Source organism: Photobacterium sp. DA100 (genome assembly GCF_029223585.1).
GTDB lineage: Bacteria > Pseudomonadota > Gammaproteobacteria > Enterobacterales > Vibrionaceae > Photobacterium.
This window is the reverse complement of record NZ_CP119423.1, coordinates 2,203,615-2,227,142: the sequence shown is the minus strand read 5'-3', so window position 1 is coordinate 2,227,142 and position 23,528 is coordinate 2,203,615. Positions and strand designations below refer to the sequence as shown.

General features: G+C 51.5%; 19 protein-coding genes. 17 read left to right on the top strand and 2 right to left on the bottom strand.

Features of this window, described 5'->3' with window-relative positions:
• The first annotated feature begins 34 nt into the window (after nt 1-34).
• Together PTW35_RS10310 and PTW35_RS10305 are read left to right on the top strand one after the other, a co-directional pair.
• Nucleotides 35-1,225 (top strand): Bcr/CflA family multidrug efflux MFS transporter, encoded by a 1,191-nt coding sequence (locus PTW35_RS10310; protein ID WP_281024909.1) that lies wholly within the window; start codon nt 35-37, stop codon nt 1,223-1,225.
• Nucleotides 1,226-1,234: 9 nt separating this feature from the next.
• Nucleotides 1,235-1,900: a DUF2913 family protein gene (locus PTW35_RS10305; RefSeq protein WP_281024908.1), complete on the top strand. Its 666-nt coding sequence runs from the start codon at nt 1,235-1,237 to the stop codon at nt 1,898-1,900.
• 73 nt (nt 1,901-1,973) lie between these two features.
• Here the strand turns inward: PTW35_RS10305 and PTW35_RS10300 are convergent, their stop codons facing one another.
• A complete protein-coding gene (locus tag PTW35_RS10300) occupies nt 1,974-3,437 on the bottom strand; it encodes an SDR family oxidoreductase (protein ID WP_281024907.1) in 1,464 nt (487 codons plus the stop codon).
• Between the two features lie 271 nt (nt 3,438-3,708).
• On the opposite strand from PTW35_RS10300, the gene PTW35_RS10295 reads away from it, so the two are divergent.
• From PTW35_RS10295 to PTW35_RS10235, 13 genes are all read left to right on the top strand, one after another.
• On the top strand, nt 3,709-4,380 hold the full coding sequence (locus tag PTW35_RS10295) for an ABC transporter ATP-binding protein (protein ID WP_044623505.1): 672 nt from the start codon (nt 3,709-3,711) through the stop codon (nt 4,378-4,380).
• Entirely contained in the window at nt 4,361-6,826 is a 2,466-nt protein-coding gene (locus PTW35_RS10290) for an ABC transporter permease (RefSeq protein WP_281024906.1), read from the top strand. Before PTW35_RS10295 ends, PTW35_RS10290 begins: the two co-directional genes overlap by 20 nt.
• Nucleotides 6,826-7,929: a lipocalin-like domain-containing protein gene (locus PTW35_RS10285; protein WP_281024905.1), complete on the top strand. Its 1,104-nt coding sequence runs from the start codon at nt 6,826-6,828 to the stop codon at nt 7,927-7,929. Before PTW35_RS10290 ends, PTW35_RS10285 begins: the two co-directional genes overlap by 1 nt.
• A 35-nt stretch (nt 7,930-7,964) precedes the next feature.
• Nucleotides 7,965-9,302 (top strand): amidohydrolase, encoded by a 1,338-nt coding sequence (locus PTW35_RS10280; protein ID WP_281024904.1) that lies wholly within the window; start codon nt 7,965-7,967, stop codon nt 9,300-9,302.
• A gap of 243 nt (nt 9,303-9,545) precedes the next feature.
• Complete coding sequence (locus PTW35_RS10275) at nt 9,546-11,831, top strand: FUSC family protein (protein WP_281024903.1); 2,286 nt, start codon at nt 9,546-9,548, stop codon at nt 11,829-11,831.
• 10 nt (nt 11,832-11,841) lie between these two features.
• Entirely contained in the window at nt 11,842-13,491 is a 1,650-nt protein-coding gene (locus tag PTW35_RS10270; protein WP_281024902.1) for a TolC family protein, read from the top strand.
• Between the two features lie 6 nt (nt 13,492-13,497).
• Nucleotides 13,498-13,701, top strand: a complete 204-nt coding sequence (locus PTW35_RS10265; RefSeq protein ID WP_082008569.1) for a DUF1656 domain-containing protein — start codon at nt 13,498-13,500, stop codon at nt 13,699-13,701.
• A 17-nt stretch (nt 13,702-13,718) separates the two neighbouring features.
• The gene (locus PTW35_RS10260) at nt 13,719-14,618 is read left to right on the top strand and encodes an HlyD family secretion protein (protein WP_281027482.1); all 900 of its coding nucleotides are present in this window, start codon (nt 13,719-13,721) and stop codon (nt 14,616-14,618) included.
• 17 nt (nt 14,619-14,635) lie between these two features.
• Nucleotides 14,636-15,307 (top strand): potassium channel family protein, encoded by a 672-nt coding sequence (locus PTW35_RS10255; RefSeq protein WP_281024901.1) that lies wholly within the window; start codon nt 14,636-14,638, stop codon nt 15,305-15,307.
• The gene (locus PTW35_RS10250; RefSeq protein ID WP_281024900.1) at nt 15,300-16,421 is read left to right on the top strand and encodes an AI-2E family transporter; all 1,122 of its coding nucleotides are present in this window, start codon (nt 15,300-15,302) and stop codon (nt 16,419-16,421) included. Before PTW35_RS10255 ends, PTW35_RS10250 begins: the two co-directional genes overlap by 8 nt.
• Before the next feature lie 24 nt (nt 16,422-16,445).
• Entirely contained in the window at nt 16,446-17,240 is a 795-nt protein-coding gene (locus PTW35_RS10245) for a hypothetical protein (protein WP_281024899.1), read from the top strand.
• 59 nt (nt 17,241-17,299) lie between these two features.
• Nucleotides 17,300-18,478, top strand: a complete 1,179-nt coding sequence (locus PTW35_RS10240; RefSeq protein ID WP_281024898.1) for a GTPase — start codon at nt 17,300-17,302, stop codon at nt 18,476-18,478.
• The gene (locus PTW35_RS10235; RefSeq protein ID WP_281024897.1) at nt 18,459-19,994 is read left to right on the top strand and encodes a GTPase; all 1,536 of its coding nucleotides are present in this window, start codon (nt 18,459-18,461) and stop codon (nt 19,992-19,994) included. Before PTW35_RS10240 ends, PTW35_RS10235 begins: the two co-directional genes overlap by 20 nt.
• 64 nt (nt 19,995-20,058) lie before the next feature.
• On the opposite strand, the gene cra is transcribed toward PTW35_RS10235, so the two are convergent.
• The gene (gene cra, locus PTW35_RS10230; RefSeq protein WP_044623494.1) at nt 20,059-21,057 is read right to left on the bottom strand and encodes a catabolite repressor/activator; all 999 of its coding nucleotides are present in this window, start codon (nt 21,055-21,057) and stop codon (nt 20,059-20,061) included.
• 376 nt (nt 21,058-21,433) lie between these two features.
• On the opposite strand from cra, the gene fruB reads away from it, so the two are divergent.
• Together fruB and pfkB are read left to right on the top strand one after the other, a co-directional pair.
• A complete protein-coding gene (fruB, locus tag PTW35_RS10225; protein WP_281024896.1) occupies nt 21,434-22,552 on the top strand; it encodes a fused PTS fructose transporter subunit IIA/HPr protein in 1,119 nt (372 codons plus the stop codon).
• Nucleotides 22,553-22,554: 2 nt separating this feature from the next.
• Nucleotides 22,555-23,520, top strand: a complete 966-nt coding sequence (pfkB, locus tag PTW35_RS10220) for a 1-phosphofructokinase (RefSeq protein WP_044623492.1) — start codon at nt 22,555-22,557, stop codon at nt 23,518-23,520.
• The last annotated feature ends 8 nt before the right edge of the window (nt 23,521-23,528 follow it).

Below are 23,528 nucleotides of genomic sequence, written 5' to 3'. Positions count from 1 at the left end.
AAGTCTTTGACTTTTTCCAGCACTTTGAGAACACATGACTGCGACAGACAGCCAAAAACTAAGTATTCAACTCATTATTATTCTAGGGGCTATTGGGGCACTGACACCGCTGGCGATCGATATGTATCTCCCGGCGATGCCGACTATTGCAAAAGATTTGATGGTAAACCCCGGTTTGGTACAGGCAACCTTGACCGCCTATACTGCCGGTTTTGCGATTGGCCAGTTAATTCATGGCCCGTTAGCAGACAGCTTTGGCCGCAAGCCCATTTTGATTGTCGGCATTATTTCCTTCGCTATCGCTGCTGTATTCTGTGCTGTGTCTGCGGACATTATAGAACTGACATGGATCCGCGCCGCGCAAGGTTTCGCAGGTGCCGCCGCGGCGGTTATTATCCAAGCCTTGGTGCGGGATATGTTCGAGCGTGAAGATTTTGCTCGCATGATGTCGTTCATTACCCTGGTGATGACGGTGGCACCTTTGGTCGCCCCGATGCTGGGTGGCTTTCTGGCGGTATGGTTTGGCTGGCGCTCGATTTTCTGGGTTCTGGCTCTTTTTGCGGTTGTAATCGGTTTCGCTGTAACTGCGAAGATCCCGGAAACGTTACCCAAGGAGAAGCGGTTGCCGTTTCACCTTGGCTCGACCTTGCGCAATTATGCAAAAATGCTGATCACACCAGTGGCTGTAGGTCTGGTTTTCTGCAGCGGCTTTTCATTTGCCGGTATGTTCACCTTCCTGACCGTGGGCTCGTTTGTCTATATTGATATCTACCACGTCAGCACCGAGTACTTCGGTCTATTGTTCGGCCTCAATGTGGTGTGCCTGATTCTGATGACCAGCATCAATGGCCGCTTGGTGAAAAAACGCGGCTCGCACTGGATGTTACGTTTTGGCCTGACTGTGCAGTTAATCGCCGGTATTGGCTTGGTTTGTGGCCAGCTGCTCGGCTTGGGCTTGTGGGGGGTAGTGATCCCTGTCATGCTGTTTGTCGGAACCATCTCAATTATCGGCAGTAATACCATGGCATGTCTGCTTGCTCGCTATCCGCATATGGCGGGCACGGCGTCATCACTGGCGGGAACCTTGCGCTTTGGTACCGGTACCGTGGTTGGCGGACTGGTTGCCCTGATGCACAACAACACGCCGTGGCCTATGGCGCTGACAATGGCTGCCTGTGCAGTGCTTTCAGCTTTGTTTTATTGGTTCCTTTCACGAGAAGCATAAAGGTTATCGATGGCTACGTTTTATCAAGAAATTTATAAGGTTGTCTCGCAGGGTCTACAAGAGCTGACGGAGTCTCAGCAAGCCGGGAAGACACCGAAGAACCCAGTGAGCGAGACGTTGTATCTCAATGCCTGGGTGACAAAGGTCATCAAGCAGCAGCGTTATGATCATGTGGTTGCCAAGACGCTGATTGACTGGCAGAAGCAGGCGCGCAGTATGGGCAAGAACGCTCAGCTCAAGAGCCAGTTTGAACAGATCAAATCCTGCTACGAGGGGATCCCTCGAGACGGCGAAGTAACGGGTACACTACATGCCCAAACGCTGCATGACTCTCAGCTCAAAGCACTTTACGGACAGCTGGAGCAGCATGATTGGTTGGTGACGACCGAATATGAAGTGAACCGCAAGGTTACCCATCACACTGATGGCCAGGCTTCGTTGGTGGTCTGCTCGGCCCAGTACGCCGCCGCTTTTGATGACAGCGGTGAAATGGTTAAGCCGCTGTCACTGTTTGTCCGTGGCGACACCCGTCAGTTTATTGATTTGGCGTATGCTCAAGGCCTGTTGCTGTACAAAGTGACAGATTACAAATCGATAGTGAAATACCATGGCGAGTTCAAGCTGTTCCCTTGCAATGCCGGCACGCATTTGCCGGAGTTGCCAGCTCAGCAGTAACTCGCTTGTTTGCATAAGAAAACGGGAACCGAATGGTTCCCGTTTTTGTCTTTGCTATAAGCCATCGGCTTGATTATATCGTCTCGGTTTTCCCTTCCTGTGCCTTTGCATGACAGCGCTCCACTAAGGCATGGGTCATTCCCCGGAAAATAAAAAGGTGGGCGGGCATCATGGCAAACCAGTAGAGCAAGCCGGAGAAGCCGGCTGGGTGCCACCAGGCACGAATGTCGATTTCGCGGTGGTCACCTTTATCTTCAATGGTAAACTCCAAGCGGCCAAGCCCCGGAGCCTTCATGCCAAATAGCAGCGACAAAAAGCGGTTGGGCTCGATACTGATCACCTTCCAGGAGTCAATTTTATCCCCCAGCTCCAGATGGTCGGGATCCCGGCGGTAGCGGTTCAGCCCTTCGCCACCGATAACCCAATCCATCCACTCTCTGATCCACCACAGATAATTGGCATAAAAATAGCCCTCTTTCCCGCCCATCCGCAGAATTTGCCGCCAGAGTTGTTCGGCAGTGGCGTTGGTTTTCAAATGGTATCCGGCTTGTTTGGGGTAATAACCAAAACCGGGTTGCCAGCGAGCGAGCGCGTCCGGGTCAAACCCCCAGATATCACTCCGGACAACTTCGTTCTCGTGTGCCAGGCTTTCTTCCACGGCTTCGTCATAGCTCAGCAGATGCTGGGGGATCAGCGATTGCAGCGCAGAGCCGTTGGCGCGTAAATCATGGCCTAGTCCGCCGATTAAGGCTTTTGCGATATTGGTGGGTACGGATGTTACCAAGCGAAGCCAGCGGGCGGCGAACCTTGGGGTCAGAAAGGGCAGGGGCAAGATCCTGACTTTTCTCCCGGCCTGAAAGCCAATCGTACGAAGCTGTTTGGCATAGCTGATATTTTTCGGGCCAGCGACATCCATTATTTGGTGGCGGGTAGGCTGGAAGTTGAGTAGTTCAAGGAGGTAATGCAGCAGGTTGCGCAGTGCAATCGGTGAGCTCTTGGAGTAGACCCATTTGGGGGTAATAAGGATGGGGAAATGCAAGGCAAAATCGCGCATCACTTCAAAGGCAGCAGAGCCGGGGCCAACGATGATCCCCGCACGCAGCTCGGTAATTGGTTTACCGCTTTCTCTTAGAATTTCTCCTGTCGCCTTGCGGGCTAAAAGGTGTTCGGAAGGTTTGCCGTCTGAAGGTTGCAAAGCGCCCAAATAGATCACTCGCTCGACATCTGATTGTTTAAGGGCGGCGCTGAAATTTTTCGCAGCCTGCAGTTCAATGTCAATAAAGTCGTGGCCGTGGTTCATGCCATGGACGAGAAAGAAAACACTTTCGACTCCTTCCAGCAGGGGGGCTAGGTCAGCTGGCTCGGTGAGATCGAGTTGGTGTAAACTGACATTATCAAGATTTTGCCAGCCGCGCTTTTCTAACAATTTCAAGTTGCGGCATGTGGCTTTGACCCTATAGCCTGCACAGGCCAGTTCGGGCACAAGGTGACTGCCGATGTAACCCGATGCGCCAACAACTAAAATTGTTTTATCCATATACTACTGCTCCGTGTAGCGGGTAATTGGCCAGTTAAATGAGGTGGAATCAAAGACTGGCTATCAAACAAAGGTATACAATAAAAATATACAACAGCAATCGCGGTTGTGCGGCGCTATTTTGTGAGGGGCATGTAGGGGCTTTAAAGGAAATGTAGAGCGGATGTAACGTAATAGGTGTGTTTTATCTCTATGTTCATTAAAGGCCTTTATAGAACAATTGGTTTGCTGTAAATTTCAGGGCAAACACTTCCTATAACTGGGGATTATAATGTTACGACTGGTCAACCTTTGCAAAGGATATATGGATGGTGATGAATACCATTCGGTTTTGCAAGGTGCTGAGCTGGAATTAAAGCAAGGTGAGCAACTGGCGCTGATGGGTGAGAGTGGCTCGGGAAAAAGTACCCTGCTTAACCTGATTGCTGGGCTAGATAGTGTTGATTCCGGTGAGGTATGGCTCGGTGATAAGCCTATCCATACTATCTCGGAGCGAGAGAGAACGGCTTTCCGTCGTAACAATATAGGTTTGGTTTTTCAGCAATTTAATTTGCTACCAACCCTCACGACGGCAGACAATATTCGTTTCTGCCGCCAGCTAAAGGGGCTGGAAGAAAACCCAGCGCTGTGGCGACAAATTATTGCCGCCTTGGATTTGATGCCGCTGCTGGGGCGTTACCCGGAGGAAATGTCGGGAGGCCAACAGCAGCGAGCGGCGATTGCCCGGGCCCTTTACATGGAGCCGCAAATTCTATTGGCGGATGAACCTACCGGTAGCCTGGATGAGCGAAATGCCGCCGCGGTGATTAATTTGCTTATCAACCTGACCAAACAATTGGATTGTACTTTGCTGCTGGTTACCCACAGTAAACAGGTCGCCGCACATATGAACGGCTGCATTCGCCTGCAGGGAGGACTGTTACATGTCAAGCCCCGTAGCTAAAGCGCTTTGGGGGCATTATAAGCGTCACCCTCTTCAAATTGTCCTTGTTTGGTTGGGACTGACATTAGGTATTGCCCTCTTGGTTGGGGTCATGGGCGTCAATCAGCAAGCGCGTGAAAGCTACCGCGATGGTGAACTCCTTTTTTCCAATCCTTTTCCGTATCGCATTCGTCACAGCCAGCCGGCGTTAAAAGTTCCCCAGGGGTTTTATGTCCAGCTTCGTCGTGATGGTTTTAGCCAATGCGTGCCGATGGATGAGCTGCGCATTACGCTTGACAACGGGCGCAGCCTCGAGCTTGTCGGCCTCGATCCTATCGCGTTGTTTTCCAGCTTCCGCCACAATACCGTACCGGGCAGCGAGAACCAGCAACAGATCCTGTCCCTGATGCAGCCACCATATCCGGTGCTGGTGGGTGAGCAGCTCGCCAACTATATGGGATTCAAGGATGGCCAGATTTTGCAACTGGAGTCTGGAAAGTCCATCGGCCCGCTCCAAGTCGTCAGTGAAGAGCGTATCAAGGGACCGCGGTTAATTGCGGATATGGCCTTGCTCAGGCAGCTGCAGCCCAGCTCAGGGCTTAGCTCGATTCTTTGTGGGGACTTGAACCCGCGAACCCTCAGCAGACTGGAAGATAAGCTGCCAACTGCGCTCAAGTTAGAGAAACAAGAAACTGCCGGTCTAGAGCCGCTCACGGATGCGTTCCACTTGAACTTACTGGCAATGGGCATGTTAGCTTTCGTGGTCGGTCTGTTTATTTTCTATCAGGCAATGTCGTTGTCTTTTTCCCAGCGACAGCCACTGGTCGGGTTAATGCGTCAAGCGGGGGTTTCTTCGGGGCAATTGATTCAGGCGCTGAGCTTGGAGCTGGTGGTATGGATTATCGTGGGCTTGATAGGAGGGAACCTTTTGGGCCTGCTTCTGGCAGAAAAGCTGCTTCCTTCCGTGGCCCAAACTCTGAATGACCTCTACGGGGCCAATGTGAGCCTGGCGGTTCGCTGGCAATGGGAGTGGGGGGCTGCCTCGATCCTGATTGCCGTCGGCGGGTGCCTGCTAGCCTGTGGTTGGCCTTTGGTACGCCTGATTAATAGTCAGCCTGCGCGTTTGGCTACTCGTATGTCGCTGGTAAGGTTCAGCGGCCGAGAGTTTGCCCTTCAGGCGGTGTTCTCGTGCATGTTCGTCGGGGCGGCTATCGCGGCCTATCAACTGCCACATGGCCAAAAAGCGGGGTTTGTCCTGATAGCTTGCATACTGATTGCCTCGGCACTGGCTATGCCTTTCTTGTTGTGGCAGCTATTCCGTGTGTTGGGGATTGTGGTTCGCTCGGCTCGCCTGCGCTGGTTCTTTTCCGATGCGGCGGCCAGCCTGAGTTATCGGGGCGTTGCCGCAATGGCATTCATGCTGGCGCTGGCATCGAATATCGGTATGGAAACCATGGTCGGCAGTTTTAGGAATACCACCCAAACCTGGTTAGAGCAGCGATTGGCGGCTGATATCTATATTCGCCCGTCGGTTAATATGGCCCCGAGGATGACCCAGTGGCTGGAAAACCAAGATGAAGTGAAACAAGTTTGGTGGCAGTGGCGCAAGATGCTGCCATCTGAGTCTGGTACCTTGCAGGTTGTCAGTGTTGGCGGGACCGAAGACGAAAAACAAGCTCTTGCGGTTAAAGTCGCGATGCCTGAATACTGGCAGAAACTGCATCATGAGCGGGCCATTCTGGTGAGTGAGTCGATGGCCCTGAAGCAAAATATCAAGCCGGGGCAGGTACTGGATCTGCCGCCGCCATTAAACAAGCAGTGGCTTGTCGCCGGTGTGTTCTATGACTACGGCAATCCCTACGGACAAGTCATCATGTCCCAGAAGCGCTGGAAGGCGATTTGGCCGCACAAGGGGCAAGTGAGCCTTGCGGTCCATCTTGACGATCATGCCCAGGCAGATAGCATAATCCGCTCTCTTGGCGAAACGTTCCGCTTGCCGCCGGAGAGAATACGCAACAACAACGACTTGATGCTCCAGGCAATGAATGTGTTCGATCGTACATTTATCGTCACGGCAACGCTTGGCAAACTGACCTTGGTCGTAGCCGTGTGCGGGTTGTTCTTTGCAACGGTGGCAGGGGAAACTTCACGCCTGCGCCAGTTTGCCTTATTGCGCTGCATGGGAATGACCGGCCGGGAACTGGCGTTGCTGGGAGGAGGGCAGTTGCTCGTGATTGGCTTGCTCACCGCTTTGATAGCCTTGCCGCTTGGCCTTGTCTTGGCTCAGTTACTGATTGATGTTGTTTTGAAGTACTCCTTCGGCTGGACAATGCCAATCGAATATTTCCCTACCAACTATCTGTTCTCACTGGGATCGGCGTTGGTTGTATTACTGCTTGCCGGGGCGTGGCCGGTATGGCGGCTGGTGAAGCAGTCAGCAATCATGTCACTAAGGGAGTCGTTCTGATGAAGGGGAGAAATTTCCTGCGCGGGTATTTGATTGTCTCTCTTGTCGCTATTGTTGCGGTGCTGGGACTGTTGAGCTGCGAGCCAGAAGAAGCCCAGGTCAACCGTTCCGTATCCATGATGGTGGGGCAAGACAGTGACCAATTTGCCCAGGTTGTGCCTGGCTATCAGTTTCAGTTTCCGCGTGATCATTTACCCCATCCGGAATTCAGAACCGAATGGTGGTACCTGACGGCAAACCTCAAAGCAGAAGATGGCGAGGAGTTTGGTTTTCAATGGACCTTGTTCCGCTCCCGTTCGCTGCCTGGCGAGGGGCACGGTTGGGAGAGCCCGCAACGGTATATGGCCCATTTGGTGGTTAGCGGCAAAGATAAAGTGTGGGCTGCCGAGCGTTTTGCCCGGGGAGGGATCGGACAAGCGGGCGTGCTAGGGCAGCCCTACCGAGCATGGCTGGATAATTGGGAGTGGCGCTCTTTCTCCGATTCGCCATTTCCGGGAGTGCTGTCGTTCGCCGATGACAGCGGTATGGCCGGCAAATTGGCGATCCAGCAAACCGGTAATATCGTGTTGCAAGGCGAGCAGGGCTATAGTAAGAAGCATGCGACCAAAGATATTGCGTCATACTACTTCAGTGCCCCCTTCTTGCAAATTGACGGGCGTATAGAGTTAGACGGTAAGCGTTTCGAGGTCACCGGTGATGCTTGGTTTGACCGTGAGTGGAGTAGCCGCGGACTGGCTGAAAATCAACTGGGATGGGACTGGTTCGCTATCCATCTCGATGATGGAAGTGCATTAATGCTGTATCAGATCAGAGAAAAAGATACCCGTCCGTATTATTTTGGCTCGCTGAGCAGGGCCGATGGCCACAATGAGGCACTGGCGGCGGAAGACATTCAGTTGCTGCCGGTTACATTTTCGACCCAAGGGGGAAAAACGCATCCCGTCGCATGGCAAATAGATGTGCCGTCAAAGGGGATAAAACTTAAAGTGGATGTGGTCCGAAAGGAGCAGTGGCTCCCGTTCATCTTCTCTTATTGGGAAGGGCCGATAAGGGTTACAGGAAGCCATACAGGACAAGGATTTATGGAGCTGACAGGCTATTGAAGCCGCGCCCTGTAAAAGATTATTAGGAACAATAGGTGTTAAGTAACTTGCATTTCGATGAACAGACGCTGTCTCAGCGCTTAATGAATCATCGCCGGGAGTTTCATCGCTACCCGGAAGCCGCGTGGCGGGAATTTTTTACCACGAGCCGTATCGCTAGCCATCTTGAAAACTTGGGCTACTCGCTGCATTTCAGCGATGAGATCATTCTTCGCTCCTCGATTATGGGGCGCGATGAAGTGCTGGTTGCTCAGGCACAAGAGCGGGCGATTAGTTGGGGAGCGGATATTACCTATCTGGCCCATATGGATGGCATTACCGGGGTTGGAGCGGTGCTCGATACGGGGCGGCCAGGCCCTGTGATTGCGCTGCGTTTTGATATCGATGCCGTTGAAGTCATGGAAAGTGAAGAGGATGCCCATCGTCCTCGGTTCCTGGGTTTTGCTTCACTGGCACCGGGTGTGGCGCATGCATGCGGACACGATGCCCACGCTGCGATTGGCTTGGGAATTGCCGAAGTACTGGCACAAAACAAAGATCTGCTAAACGGTAAGATAAAATTACTGTTTCAGCCAGCAGAAGAAGGGTGCCGTGCGGGTAAGGCCATTGCTGAGAGTGGCTGGCTTGACGATGTGGACTATTTCTTTGCGGCCCATATCGGCATGAACGTGCCAAGCGGGACCTTAGTCTGTGACCCCCAGCATTTCCTCTGTAGTTCAAAGTTTGATCTTCATTTTACGGGCAAACCCGCTCACGCTGGGATTGAGCCCAATGCTGGGCAAAATGCCCTTGCGGCGGCCTGTACCGCGGTAAGCCAGATGCTGGCTATTCCACGCCACCGCGATGGTATGACTCGGATCAACATCGGGCAAATGCATGCCGGCGATGGACGTAATGTCATTCCAGCCAGTGCGGTACTGCTGGGGGAAACGCGTGGTGAGAACCGTGCCTTGAATTCCTATATGTTCCAGCAGGTGGAAAACATTGCCGAGGCTGCGGCGATGATGCATGGGGTGAAAGTTAAACTCTGCGCGCAAGGCGAGGCGATAGGTCTTGAAAACGATCTTGAGCTCGTCGAATTGCTGGAGTCTGTTGGCCCGGAGAGTGGATTTACTGACGTACTCAGAGAAAAAGATTTCGGTGCCAGTGAAGATGCCGGCTATTTGGTTGACCGCGTGCAGTCCCGCGGTGGTAAGGCGATATATTGTCTGATTGGCTCGGACTTAACGGCAGGCCATCACAATGGTGATTTTGATATCGATGAAAGCCGTATGCTGCCCGCGGTTAAGCTGCTGCTCAATGCTGTCAATGCCCTTCAGCAACCACTGTTGCGAGCAGAGTCGGCCAGTGAACCGTCGATAACCAGCAATTGATTTAATCGCAAACAAGACCGTCACCCTGCCAACTAGGATATTATCCTTTTTGTCACAGGCCCCGGTGAAAACTGGGGCTTTTGCATCCTTCCTGCCAATAGTTACGCCATCTCTGAAGGGATTCTCAGTCCTGCAATTGCTGTTCAAGCAGTCTAACAGTTCGATAAATAAGACAATTTTTTTCTGTGCTTTACCCAAAATAACCTAGCCTTATTAAGCAGCGTATTATTAAAAGGGTATCGCGTGAGTAAAGCCAACACTCAATTACTCCGTATTAAACAAAGACTGTCGGTTTTCCAGTTGGGTAACTGGTTATTGCCTTTTTGCTTGAGCGATAAGTTCAAGTTTGCCTTCCGTGTTGCTGTCAGCCTGACGCTGGCCTACTTGATCCCCATGGCTTTGGGCTGGTCTCAGCCTTCGACCGCGGCAACAACCGTAATGTTGATTGCATCGACGGGGAGCCGCCGCGAATCACTGGCCAAAGGCACACTGCGGGTACTTGGTACTATTGCCGGAGGGATTATCGGGCTAATCCTCGTCGGTTTTTTTGCTCAGGACAGGCTGCTCTACATGGTTGCCGTGTCCCTGGTTGTTGTGGTTGTTTTCTATATTCGCTCAGCATATCTCAACGATCCGACCTTATTCATGCTGACGGGTGTGATGATCCTGATGATGTACAATGGCGGAGATGCTGAAGGTGCTTTTATTTATGGGCTTGATCGCACCTTCATGACGATATTTGGTGTGGTCGTTTACACCATTGTCGGGGTGTTCCTCTTTCCCCCCAGGGTAGAGCAGAATCTCCGTCACCTTGGTGATGAACTGAGCGCCGCACAAAAAGCGTTGTTTGAGGCCATAAGCCAGCCGCCGCACCAAGTAGAGTCAGAGAGTCCCCCTGACGGGCAAGAACTCGGCTCACCGCCGCCGGGTGACGAATCAGCGGTAGCCAAGGTGGAAGATGTTCCTCCCACGGTGGCTGAGCTCAGTAAAACGGTATTTGCAGCCCAGCAAGCCTTCGCAGCTCGGTACCAAACCCTTAACAGTGAATGCAGTGAGATTTCCGCCTACAAAAAAGAGTGGGACGGCACGGTTGCGTTATACAGCCAAATTTCCGAATTGCTCTTATTTGCCGCGAAGGACCATTCACGCTCAGGGGGGCACCCGGTGGATTATCTCCGTGACTTTGAGGAAATGCGTGCCGAGGTGATTGGGCTATTCGACAGGTTGCCGGATGCCTGGGAGAAGCAGGAAGCCCATCCGCCGCAGTCACTGGCGGCCGTAGAATATGATGGGGAAAGGCTGAAGCAGGCCGGGCACTTATACCGCGGGGAAGCGATATCCTCCGGTTATCTGTTGAATCAGCTGCGGGAGCGCCTCGCCAAACTGGAGAGCTGTATCAGCAGTATCGACTCGTTGACCGGGACGGTGGAATTCGAGTTGCCAGCGCTAAAGGCCAAACCCAATTTTAATTGGTGGGATGCCGAGAATGCCAAGTCTGCGGTAAAGGTTTTTGTCACCTATTGGCTGGCTGGGGCATTTTGGATCCATTTCAACCCGCCTGGTGGCTATAACTTTGTTATTTTCAGTACGTTATTTGTCTCTATCCTGTCTTTTTTGCCTTTCCATCCAGTGATGCTTTTTGTTCTGTTTACTCTTGGGTTTGTGTTCTCCGTGCCTGCCTATGTGTTTTTGCTGCCGCAACTGACCCTCGGCTCGGAACTGGCATTGTTTATCTTCATTTATACTTTCGTCGGGTTTTATATTTTCAAGGGACCCATCACTATCTTCTTTCTACTGGGGATGTTTACCCTCGGTATTGACAACAGCATGGTGTATCACTTCGGTATCACCCTCACGATTGTTACTCTGTTCTATATGACGGTGCTGTCAGTCGTGATTTCCTATTACTTGCCTTTCTCAAGCCGCCCCGAACATTTAGTGTTGGTGTTTCGCGAGCGATTTTTCCGCCATGCTGCAGGGGTGATCCACTTACTGCAGGTCGACCACCTGTCGGTTTGGCAGAAACTGCAGCTGGTTTGGCGCATTGCCACTATGGTGGTGGCGCTGAAAAAATTACAGGTGTGGGGAGCGAAATTTAACACCGAGCCCTACCCATCACTGACAGCCGAGCAACTCACTCAGTACATTGCCCAATGCGATGTATTCCACCACCACCTGATGACCTTCATCAAAGCACGTAAGCAGTTAGATGAAAGCCCGCTGCTGGTGGAGGCCAAGCAAGGCCACAGGGACACCGTCATTCCCGTATTGGCTGTTGCCTTGTGGAAGGCAGACTCATTGAACGCGGCTAAGTTGGATGTCGATCATCTCCTGCAAGACTATAAGCGGTTGGAAGAGCGGCTGGATGAGTATTTTTCGCATCTCGAATTGGAGAAGTATTCGAATTCAGACATCGCCGGTTTTTATATCTTCCTAAACTTGAAAAAAAATATTTTCCAGTCGTTGCTCAACTGCAAGCAGGCAAGTGATGAGATTGCTTGGGATGAGCTGCAGATGAAGCGGTTTTAGGGGGCATAGCTTGGTAGGTAAGATCAGCGTTTGCTTAACAGTGATTTCCCTGCTGGTGACGTCAGGCTGTACGGTGCTGGGGCCGAAATTTGAGGGGGTGGCCCCCGCGACATTGCCGACATCGTGGTCAACACAGGACCTGGCGTACAGTAAGACGGTGACTGCGCGTTGGTGGCAGCAGTTCAATGATCCTGTGCTTAATGCCCTGGTCGACAAGGCCAGCCAGCAAAACCTGGATTTGGAGGCTGCAGGGCTGCGGATCTTACAGGCCCGTGCAGCACTTGGCGTGGCGGAATCTTTTCAGAATCCACAGCGCCAGAATGTGTCGGGAAGCGTGGCGAAAATCTACCAGAATGAAAACACCTTCGACAATGCCTCGTTGAGCTTCGATGCTGCCTGGGAGCTGGATGTCTGGGGGCGCTACGCACTCGGTGTCGAGTCAGCAGAGGCAACCTTGTATGCCTCAATCGCTTCCTATCACGATATTTTGGTTACCATCACGGCTGAAGTTGCCAGGAACTACATCAACTACCGCACCTTTCAGGAGCGGGTGTTGTTATCTGAGCGCAATATTGAAATTCAGCGCCGGGTGGAAAGGATCACCGAGATTCAGTATGAGTCAGGTAATGTTACTGAGCTCGATGTTCAGCAAGCAAGGACCCAGCTATACAACACCGAATCGGCACTGCCAAGTTTGAAAATCGGTATGATGCAGTCACGCAATGCCATTGCGGTATTGCTGGGGATCCTTCCGGAGCAAGCCATGGAGCTGCTAGACAGCTCTTGGGTGAATGCCAAAGTCGCGGCATTTGATAGTAAATACGCCGCGACCCGAAGCCGTAGGCTGACGAGTGATTATGATCAGTTTTCGCTGATCCCCGCAACGTCACCTATCCATACGCAGGTCGAAGCCGACTTGGTGCTGCGCCGGCCCGATCTCCAGTTGGCCGAGTTGCAGGCCCATGCCCAGAGCAGCCAAATCGGTATTGCAGAAGCCGATCTCTATCCGCAGTTTTCCTTGTTCGGTGTGATTGGCATCAACAGTACCGTTCCGGCAGGGAATGACTTTAGTTTCAGCGATTCGCTTAATCTTTCTCTTGGCCCTGCCTTTTCGTGGAATATTTTCCAGTATGGCCGGGTAGAGAGTGCGATCCGAGCCCAAGATGCCCGTTTCCAAGAGACGCTAACCAACTACAACAAGCAGGTCTTGCTGGCGGTACAGGAAGTAACCAATGCTTTGGAGTCTTACCAGCTCAACCAGGTTCAGAAGGATCTTGCTTTCCGCTCTGTTGATGCATCCGTTCGCGCCTACAATATCTCCCTGACTCAGTACGAAAATGGCCAAATCAGTTTCGAGCGCCTGCTAAATTCACTGGAGAAAATGACCCGCAGTGAAGATGCCTATGCGATCGTTAAGGGGAATGTTGCCAATCAGGTCGTTGCGCTCTACAAGTCATTGGGTGGTGGCTGGGAGGCAGAAACCGGCCGTTCATATCTTAATGATGCACTGCGATCCCAAATGGAAAGCCGGACAGACTGGGGCGAAATGCTAGACGACACCCAATTGCCGGTGTTGTCGCCCGGTGAAGTGCCGAAGGCGGTCTCTCCCTTTGGTGAGCCGATAGATCCGGCCAAGCAGCAATACCCAGGAGGTCCATAGATGGAAATGCCGCATGAAATGTCCTGGGGAGACGTGTATTACTCACCCTTTTTGCTGGTCATCATCTTGTCTGTGATAGCGACTTGGATAACGGTTGTGATCCTCAATAAAACTCGGTTGTCCCGGTTAATTGCTTATCCTTCGATGACATTTCTGGCAATAACGGTGCTCTACACCGTTGCTATTGATGCTTATTTTATTCAATTTTAGGTGTGCATATGAAGAGTATAAAAAAGCTATTCGTTATTGCGCTGAACCTCATCATTATTGGTGGTGCTATCTATTTGGGCTACCAGAAATATCAAGAATATTTTGAAAATCCCTGGACACGAAACGGTCAGGTCAGGGCCAATATCATTAAGGTGGCACCTAGAGTATCCGGACCCGTTGTCTACGTGGCTGTCGTTGATAATCAGTTTGTGCGCAAAGGTGAGTTGCTGTTTCAAATTGACCCCACGACCTATGAAGTTGCCTTGTCGCAGGCAGAGGCCTCGTTAGAGCGGGCGAAAATAAGTTCCAAGGGCAAAAAGATTGAGCTTGACCGGTTGCTTGATATCCAACGCAAAGACCGAGGTGCGGTCTCGCTTAAGGACATTACCCGCCGGCAAATTTCCTACGAGGAGTCGCTGATTCAAATCAAAGTGGCCGAGCAAAATTTACGCGCAGCCAGGCTGAATATGGAGTTTACCCAGGTGTTTGCTTCGGTCGATGGCTATGTGTCTAACTTGGACATACGCGAGGGGACGCAAGCGGTGGCCAATCAGCCTTTGCTTGCCGTGGTCGATGTGAACAGTTTCTGGGTATTCGGTTATTTCCGGGAGAACCAACTGGCCAATATCAGGATTGGCGACGAGGCCAAAGTGACCTTGATGGCCTATCCCGAGCAGCCGATCGAAGCGGTGGTCGATTCAGTCGGGTGGGGGATAGCACCACAAAATGGTGCCGTGGGCTATAACTTGTTGCCGAGTGTAAACCCAGTTTTTCAATGGATCCGCCTGGCGCAGCGTATCCCCGTGAAAATCACATTGGCCGCCTTACCTGAAGGGGTGAACTTACGATTTGGCATGACGGCATCAATCATGGTGATGGAAGAGCAGCAGGATTCGGGTTCACAGCAGACACAATAGGTGGATGAGGAGGCAAAATGGGTAAGAAGATCACCGAAAAGAATAATTTCTATTACCTCACGATCGCGTTGATTATTCTGTTGGTCAGTTCGTCGCTTGACCAAGTACTGCAAATCACTTGGTTAGATAAGATCCTGCAAGCTATCACCTTGTTGACTTTTGTGGTCTGTTTGATGAGCTTGCGATTTGACTCGGGCTGGTTCCGTTTTTTGATGAGCTTGCTTATCGCCTGGGTAGTGCTGGTGGTTATCAAAGAGCTGTTCGGTTTCAGGCAGATCGATATTGCCATGCTGGTCCTGATGCTGTGCTTTTTTTTCGGCACGTTTAAGTCGATTATGCGCCAGATATTGTTTACTGGCACGATTGACAACAATAAGGTCGTCGGTTCTCTGGCTCTGTTTCTACTCCTCGGCTTGATGTGGGCTATTGCCTACCTGTTGATCTTGGAATTTTCTCCGGGCTCCTTCACCGGGCTCGAGGCCAAAGATTGGGGCGATAACTTGTCCAATGCGGCCTACTTTAGTTTTGTCACCCTTACCACTTTGGGCTACGGCGATATCAGCCCCATTACCCCCGTCGCTCAGGTTATTGTGTATCTAGAAGCGATTGCTGGTGTGTTCTATATGGCAATTGTTGTAGCCAGCCTGGTCGGTGCCAGCCAAAACAATCAGGAAAACAACGATGGATAAACAATTAGAAAAGTACAAAAGCAAAGTATTTATCAATAACATGCTGGAGTCTGCTATTCGGATTGGGCTGTTAATTATCCTGATCGGGTGGACTTTAGGGATTATCAAACCCTTCATTATCCCAGTTCTCTGGGGGGCGATTATTGCCGTGGCCTTGATGCCGTTGACGCTTAAACTTGAAGGGGTGATGAAAGGTCGGCGCGGTTTGTCGGCAACTGTATTAGCACTTATCGGTATTGCCATTTTGGTCGTGCCATTGGTGATTGTGATGGGATCGATTTTTGATGGCATTGTCAGTTTAACCGAGTTTCTACAGAACGAATCGGTCAAGCTGCCGGGTCCATCTGCAAGAGTCGCTGAAATTCCACTGATCGGTGGCAAGCTCCACAGTACCTGGTCATTGTTTGCCACCAATATGGAACAGGCATTGGTGCGCTACGGCGAGGAAATTAAAGCGGGGGTCAGCGCGTTCGCGGGAGCGCTGGGTAGTGGCTTAGCCACCGTGGTGATGTTTATTATCTCCTTGCTTATTGCGGCTGGTTTTATGGCCCATTCCGAAGCAATGGCGAAAGCGGTGAAGCAGGTTTCGGTACGGGTTGTCGGTAAGCATGGTGAAGAGTGGGCCGGTTTGATTGCCGCGACTATACGTAGTGTGTTGCTCGGGGTGGTGGGGGTTGCCTTCATTCAGTCGATCCTGATTGGCGCAGCGATGTTCGTGTTCCAGATCCCCGCGGCAGGGCTGATCACCTTTGCTGTGTTCATTTTGGCCATTGCTCAACTGCCGGCCTTGTTGATAGTACTGCCCGTTATTGTTTATGTTTTCTCATATATGGATACGACACCTGCTACAATTTTCACTGTTTGGGTATTATTGGCAGGGTTGTCCGATAATATCCTCAAACCTATGTTGATGGGGCGAGGTGTGGAGATCCCCATGCCGGTTATATTGATTGGTGCGATTGGCGGGATGATCTCTGCGGGTATTATCGGGTTGTTTATCGGGGCCGTGATTTTGGCAATCTGGTATGAGTTATTTATAACCTGGATGAAGCTGCCCCAGCAAGAGGATGAGCTTCCCTCAGAGCCATTGGAAGAGAAATCTTCTAAGGATTAATGGAACAGAAGCAAGGATGCTGAAATGACACAAGCCAAACAGCTAAGTACGCTGACATTAACCCAAAGCCATAACTGGCTCACTGAAGAGCAAGAGGCCCAGCTGTTGGGTCTGATTGCCCATTGTTTTAAGGGGGTTGAACCCAATGCTTATTTCAATAAGTATTTCTTGGGAACTGATGCCTATGAGCGAAAACTCAAGCTGTTCTACCAGCAATTCTCGGACATAGTTCCCCAAGAAACCAACGGTGCCATTGGAAAAAAAGACAATAACGGCAAAGTGAGGTTGGTGGGGTATTGTTTGCTGACCTTCCAAAAAAATGATGTTGGTGGTAAGGAAACGATCATTATTGGAGCGTCGGCCGGTTTTCTTCCCGATCAGCGTCATGGCAACCAAACCGTGACATTTTCTCTGCTTGAGGCGGCGAAGTGTTATATACGCCATCCACTGACCCCGGTGTATTATGCCGATACCATGATTAGTCCTGCTATGTACCGCGTGATGGCCAAGTTCCTGCCCGAACTGTATCCCAAGGCGAATACACAATTGACCGAGCCAGCTTCTCGGATCCTCGATTACTTACAACAAACTGTGATGTTCAGAGAGCCGGACTGGCACCCCCACCTCTGTTATGTCCAACGTTCGGTCGACTATGGCGAGCAGGAGATTGCCTCGTTTAAGCGCAGCACCAAAAGGGATATTCAATATTACTTGTCTATAAATCCGAACTTTTCAGAAGGATATGGTATTGTCACCATTATACCGGTGAATATTAAAAACATTCTCGGTTCCGGCATGAAATTTTTGACAGGGCGATAGGCATGCCACTGCTTGCCATTGGCCTGATTGAGCGACAATTAATAGGCTATGGCTGAGGCATGCAGCAGTTTTTTAAGAATATCTACCAGTACATTAATCCAGACAAGGATCCCGGCCTGCAAGCCGCAAACCAGCTCTGGGAATCCTCCCTGCCAACGCTGTGGTTGCTGGGTAAGACCGGAGCGGGCAAGTCGACTTTGGTCGCGACAGTAACAGGCAATGAACTGGTCGAGGTTGGCAATGGTTTTCAGCCTTGCACTCAAACCGCCGTGGAATATTCGTTCCCAGCCGATAACCCTGTTTTGCGCTTTCTCGATACCCGCGGGCTATCAGAAGCTGATTATGATCCTGCCGAGGATATCTCTGCCTGTCAGGCCCAGAGCCATGCCCTTCTGGTGGTCATGAAGGCCGAAGAGCCCGAACAGAGCGATGTGCTGTCGGCGTTGAAGAAAATTCGCAAAGATGGCCGGATTGATAGTGTCCTGGTCGTTCATACCGCTTGCTTGTCGATTGTCGACCCGGAGCAGCGTCTGCAGGCGATTCGCTATAACCAGGATCAGGTAGAGAAAGTGTGGGGAACCACTCTGATGTCGGTCAATGTCGATTTCCAGGCTTATGCGGCAGGAATGGTTGCGGCGCACGGTCGCGAGCCGTTTGGGTTATCGGCCCTGAATCAGCAACTTGCCGATATGTTGCCGATAATCCACCTAATGCAGCAGGCGCAGCGGCACCTTGATGCTGAGCACAGTAACTTTCTCAAGCTGCAGCAAGAAGTCATGTGGTATGCCGGCAGTGCCGCGGCAACGGATGCACTGCCCGGTGTCGGCATGGTATCTGTTCCGGCCCTTCAGGGAAAAATGCTGCACAGTTTGGCACGGCAGTACGGTGTTGAGTGGAACCGAAAACGCTTTAGCGAGTTTGCCGGCCTGCTTGGCAGCAGTTTTGCCCTGAAATATGCCACCAAGCTGGGGCTTAGGCAGTTGGCAAAGTTTATACCGGTTTACGGACAGACAGTCGGCAGTGCGGTCGCGGTTGCCATCAGCTTCGCCCTGACATATGCCATTGGCCGTGCTGGCTGCAAGTATTTATATCATATCAGCCGAGGAGAAACGGTTGATGAGACAGATATTCGCCAGGTGTTTGAACAGGCATTAAAACAGGCAAAGTCCAGCCAAGCGGGCAGGGCGACGGCAGACAACATGGATAACCGCCAAGATCATGAAAAAAACAATCAATAGTGTCAGCCTGCTTAATCGCTTTTCGGCGGGGGTGGCCCCTTTAGCTTTCGCCGCGATGATCATTCCGGTGCTTGTGTTGGCCGGGTGGGGGCTGTTTAAGATCATCCAGGATGACCAATGGTTGTTTTTATCTATTTTGATTGCTTCCTCGTCAGGCTTCGTTATTGCCGGCGCTGTTTGGTTGCGCCGGCTCCGGCGTAATGGCTCTGAAGAGGCCATACAGCTGGAGAGTGATTATGACGTTGCCCCGTCGGGAGAGTGGGGGGAGTTTGACCGCGAGGTTTGGAACGCTCTCAGCCCGGCTATCGGCCAATATCTCGAACAGGATGATAGCTGGCCTGCGTTAAGGGGGTATGCCCTCGCGTTGTCGCAGGCCGTTGCCAGCCAGTATTACCCTGAACGCGATATCAAGGCATTGTCATTTACCGCGCCAGAGTTCCTGTTGATGCTGGAAAAGGTGAGCCACCGTTATCGCCACTTTTTGCTCAACCACGTGCCCTTTGCCGAGACGCTAAAACTGTCGTATTTCCAGCAAGGCTACCACCACAAAGACAAACTGGGGGCAGCGAAAAAGGTTTATGATGTTTATCGGGTATTCAGGGCCATGACCCCGGCAGGACTGATTGCTGAGGCCAGAGGGCAACTGCTGGGACGCCTATTCGATGAAGTTAGCGCAGAGGTCCAGTTCACCCTGAAAAAAGTACTGCTACAGGAAGTCTTGTCGGTGGCAATAGACTTGTACAGCGGCCGGTACAAGGTGGCAGACGGTGAGCTCAAGGGCCATGAACCGGATGATGCGCATTTTGCCGAGGAGCTCGAGCCGCTTCGGGTCGCAGTCGTCGGCCAGGTAAGCGCAGGGAAATCTTCACTGATCAATACATTTGTCGGCAGCATGGTGGCTGAGGTAAGCGCGATTCCGTCAACGGACAGTATGGTCATCCACCGGTGCTATGTTGATGGAATTGACATCATTCACCTTGTTGATTTACCGGGTATTGATGGCCATGAGGCCACCAACAGGCAATTGCTCAATCAGATGGTGCAAAGTGACATTGTACTGTGGGTACTTAAAGCCAACCAGCCCGCGAGAAAGAGCGATGTGGTATTGCGTCAGCAATTTGATGAATATTATCAGCAGGCTGATAATCGCAGCCGTAAAAAGCCCAAAATAATCATGGTGCTCAATCAGGTTGATCGCCTGCAACCAGTGCAGGAGTGGCAGCCGCCCTACGATTTATCAACCCCTGTGTCACCGAAGGCGACGACCATTAAGGCAGCGCTTGAATTTAACAATATGCAATTGGCACCGGATGATGCAGTTGTGGTTGCGATGCCGCCCAACGAGCAACCCTATAACATGGACAGTTTGGCTGAAGCCTTGTTGAGCACCTTCGAAGAAGGAGTAAATACCCAGCTCAATCGGCGCAGGATGGAGCATCGGCGTGATGCGTTCAACAAGCAGGCAAAGCGTTTGTATCGTCTCGGTAAGGTGGCGGTGAAACGCTATATGGCGTAGCGCCTGCGATGGGAAAGTTGCCCAACCCCGTTGGGTTGGGCTGACGAGATCAACGGGCCGCTGACTAGCGGCGCTTGATTTTTCGTGGGATCACTTCCACTCCGGTTCTGTACCGGCCTGCGATAGCATTCAGGGCCAGTTCAAGAGCATTATCAGCGATAAGTTCAAACTGCTGCGGCAGCGACTGAATTTTGATGGGCAAGAAATCGAGCAGGCGATTATCACCAAAAGTAGCGAGATGGGTCTTTTGCATCAACTCCGGGTTGGCGAGCAGGCAATCGAGCACCCCCTCAAACAGGGTATAGGAGGTCGCAAGGATGGCGTCCGGCATGCAGTCATTATCGATCCAATTCTGTACCTGCTGCTGACCTTGCTGCTGGCTAAAATGATCACCGTTGGCAATTAACGTTTTGGCTTCCGGCTTTTGCGTTTGACTGCTGTAGGAGCGAATTGCGGACAAAAAACCTTGTTCACGCTCTTTGGAGACGCCGAGTTCAGGTACCGCACCCACCAGGCCGATACTGCTTACTCCTTTATCCAAAAGGCTAAGGGTAAGATCAAATGCTCCTTCGAGATCTTCGCTGATTACACTGGCAAACATTTCATCGTTCATGGCTCGGTCTATGGCGATCACCGGTACTCCACCTTTTTGAATCCGTTGGTAGAAGTCATTATCGGTGGGCAGGGTACTGGCCACTATCAAGGCATCGATACGGCGGCTCAGCAGCGTTTCGGCCACTTTCATTTCCGTCTCTGCGTCATCATCCGAGCAGGAGATGATCAGCTGGTAACCCGCTTTACGCACATTGCTTTCCAGAAGCTTGGCTAGCTTGGCATAGCTGCTGTTTTCGAGATCAGGAATGATCAAGCCAAAGGAGCGGCTGCTTCCTGCCCGTAGAGAGGTGGCTGCATGATCGGGGCGGAAGTTGTGCTCATTGACAACAGCCATGACTTTTTGCTGGGTTTTCTCGCTGATCCGGTATTTTTGCGCTTTACCGTTTATCACGTAACTGGCTGTGGTGCGGGATACACCGGCAAGTTTTGCTATTTCATCTAGCTTCATTCTGCTTCTTGTATTTTCTGTTGGCAGGCACCTTCCATTCTACTGCTTCGCATTCGGAACAGAAAGAGGCTGATACGCTGAATACTAAGTCGGTATACCCAAATAGCTTGGGTACACCAGTGGTGTTTTGTGCGGCGGATCAAAAATTCAAGCACGATCTCCCCGGCATGTTTGCAATATTAGCTGAAACCATTCAGCATGTCAGCTGAATGGTTTCAGCAGCGATATAATTTTGAACTAGATTGTGCTGAAATTTAATTTTTGACCAAATGCTGAATCGATTCAGTCGGCTCTTGGTCATTCAGGTTTATATTTGTGTAGACGGGGAGAGAAGGTCAACGGCCTTCACCAGGTTTAACGAAACTGGAGTAAACACATGCTGTCACTCTCAACAAAAGATATTCAGCTCAAACAATCAGCAACGGATAAGCAAGAAGCAATCAAGGCAATTGCGGCTGGTCTGGAACAACAAGGTCTGGTTGAAACCGGCTATGTTAACGGCATGCTGGACCGAGAGGCTCAAAACTCAACATTCCTCGGTAATGGTATAGCCATCCCACACGGTACCACGGACACCCGGGACTTGGTGAAAGAGACTGGTGTGCGGGTTCATCACTTCCCACAGGGGGTTAACTGGGGCGATGGCAAAACTGTTTACCTTGCGATTGGTATTGCTGCGAAGTCAGATGAGCACCTGGGTATCCTTAAGCAACTGACAAAAGTGCTGTCTGCCGATGGCGTCGAGGAGAAGCTTAAGACGAGTGACAGTGCAGAGGGGCTGATCGCTATTTTAAACGGAGAAGCGCAGTTAGAAGCCGACTTTGATGAAAGTTATGTACAGCTTGCTTTTCCTGCCACAGACCTTGTCCAATTGACTGCGGTAGCTGCTGGCTTGGTGAAAAATCACCAATCAGCAAGCAACGACACGGTGGCTGATGCGATTGCCTCGGGCGCGACCCATCTAGGGCAAGGGCTATGGTTGGCAAAAAGTAATAAAGGCGTGAGCCGTACGGCTTTGTCATTTGTTACACCAGCGGAATCTTTTGAAGAAGCAGGCACTCCAGTAAAAGGTCTTTTGTTCGTCGCCGCGTGTAATGGTGCCCATGTCAATAACATGAACTACTTGGCACAGCTACTTTTCAAGAACCAAGTAGGCAAGCTGTTCAACGCAGCGGCTGATCAGGTAGTGACTTTGCTAACAGAGGAAGCGCTGGAAGGTAACACCGAAGTCTTCAAAATTCGCAACCCGCATGGTTTGCATGCCCGTCCGGGTGCCATGCTGGTTAGTGTTGCCAAGAAATTCAGCAGCAACATTCTGGTGGCCAACCTGAACGGAGAAGGCAAAGCCGTGAATGCCAAGAGCCTGATGAAAGTGATTGCCTTGGGTGTGAAGCAAGGCCATGAGCTGCAGTTTACTGCCCAGGGCGACGACGCGGATGCGGCACTGGTTGCCATCGGACAAGCTATTGCCGATGGCCTGGGCGAGGGTAAATAGTCATGACGCAATCTCAAGCGATTAGCCGCGCGCTGAAAGTTGTCACGGTAACGTTGAATCCGGCGCTGGATCTGACCGGTAGCCTCGATGCCCTGAGTCCTGGCTCGGTGAACCTTGTCAATGCCGGGTCATTACACCCAGCCGGTAAAGGGGTGAATGTGGCCAAGGTACTGGCCGAGCTCGGGGCTGATGTTACCGTCACCGGCCTGCTTGGTGCCGATAACCAAGAACCGTTTTGCCAGCTGTTTGACGAGTTGGGAGCCAAAGATGCCTTTGTACGGGTAAAAGGTGCCAGCCGTATCAACGTTAAGCTGGTCGAGCAAAATGGCCGAGTCAGTGACTTCAACTTCCCAGGTGTAGAGGTTGGTGAAGAGGACCTCAAGGCCTTCGACACAACATTGAAAAACTTGGCTGAAAGCCATGACGTGTTTGTCATCGCGGGAAGCCTGCCACGCGGTATTGCACCAGAGCAATGCGCGGCTTGGATCCAGTGGCTGCACGATAACGGCAAGCAGGTGTTCTTTGACAGCAGCAAAGCCGCATTATCGGCTGGCCTGGAGGCATCGCCATGGCTGGTTAAACCCAACGATGAAGAGCTTGCCGATTGGGCGGGCCGTGAACTTGGTTCAGAGCAGGCTATGTTGGAAACGGCCGAGCAGCTGTCAGCCAAGGGGATCGCCAATGTGGTGGTGTCGCTGGGAGCCGAAGGCGTAATGTGGCTCAACAGCGAAGGTTGGCTGCGTTCCCAGCCGCCTAAGATGAATGTGGTAAGCACCGTAGGTGCAGGGGATACATTGGTTGCTGGTTTGTGCTGGGGACAGCTAAACCAGTGGGATAAAGAAGAGACATTGGGCTTTGCCACAGCATTGTCTGCATTGGCAGTCAGCCAGGTAGGCGTAGGCGTTGAAGATATCAACCAGGTGCTGAAAGTAAAAGAAAATGTCCAAGTAAATAACGTGAAAAGCTGATTCGGATC

Excerpts from the sequence above, each read along its gene's own strand:
- PTW35_RS10310 (WP_281024909.1), top strand. The coding sequence starts at position 35 with ATGACTGCGACAGACAGCCAAAAACTAAGTATTCAACTCATTATTATT.
- PTW35_RS10245 (WP_281024899.1), top strand. The coding sequence starts at position 16,446 with ATGACACAAGCCAAACAGCTAAGTACGCTGACATTAACCCAAAGCCAT.
- PTW35_RS10265 (WP_082008569.1), top strand. The coding sequence starts at position 13,498 with ATGCCGCATGAAATGTCCTGGGGAGACGTGTATTACTCACCCTTTTTG.
- PTW35_RS10295 (WP_044623505.1), top strand. The coding sequence starts at position 3,709 with ATGTTACGACTGGTCAACCTTTGCAAAGGATATATGGATGGTGATGAA.
- PTW35_RS10285 (WP_281024905.1), top strand. The coding sequence starts at position 6,826 with ATGAAGGGGAGAAATTTCCTGCGCGGGTATTTGATTGTCTCTCTTGTC.
- cra (WP_044623494.1), bottom strand. The coding sequence starts at position 21,057 with ATGAAGCTAGATGAAATAGCAAAACTTGCCGGTGTATCCCGCACCACA.
- PTW35_RS10250 (WP_281024900.1), top strand. The coding sequence starts at position 15,300 with ATGGATAAACAATTAGAAAAGTACAAAAGCAAAGTATTTATCAATAAC.
- fruB (WP_281024896.1), top strand. The coding sequence starts at position 21,434 with ATGCTGTCACTCTCAACAAAAGATATTCAGCTCAAACAATCAGCAACG.
- PTW35_RS10240 (WP_281024898.1), top strand. The coding sequence starts at position 17,300 with ATGCAGCAGTTTTTTAAGAATATCTACCAGTACATTAATCCAGACAAG.
- PTW35_RS10300 (WP_281024907.1), bottom strand. The coding sequence starts at position 3,437 with ATGGATAAAACAATTTTAGTTGTTGGCGCATCGGGTTACATCGGCAGT.
- PTW35_RS10235 (WP_281024897.1), top strand. The coding sequence starts at position 18,459 with ATGAAAAAAACAATCAATAGTGTCAGCCTGCTTAATCGCTTTTCGGCG.
- PTW35_RS10305 (WP_281024908.1), top strand. The coding sequence starts at position 1,235 with ATGGCTACGTTTTATCAAGAAATTTATAAGGTTGTCTCGCAGGGTCTA.
- PTW35_RS10290 (WP_281024906.1), top strand. The coding sequence starts at position 4,361 with ATGTCAAGCCCCGTAGCTAAAGCGCTTTGGGGGCATTATAAGCGTCAC.
- PTW35_RS10255 (WP_281024901.1), top strand. The coding sequence starts at position 14,636 with ATGGGTAAGAAGATCACCGAAAAGAATAATTTCTATTACCTCACGATC.
- pfkB (WP_044623492.1), top strand. The coding sequence starts at position 22,555 with ATGACGCAATCTCAAGCGATTAGCCGCGCGCTGAAAGTTGTCACGGTA.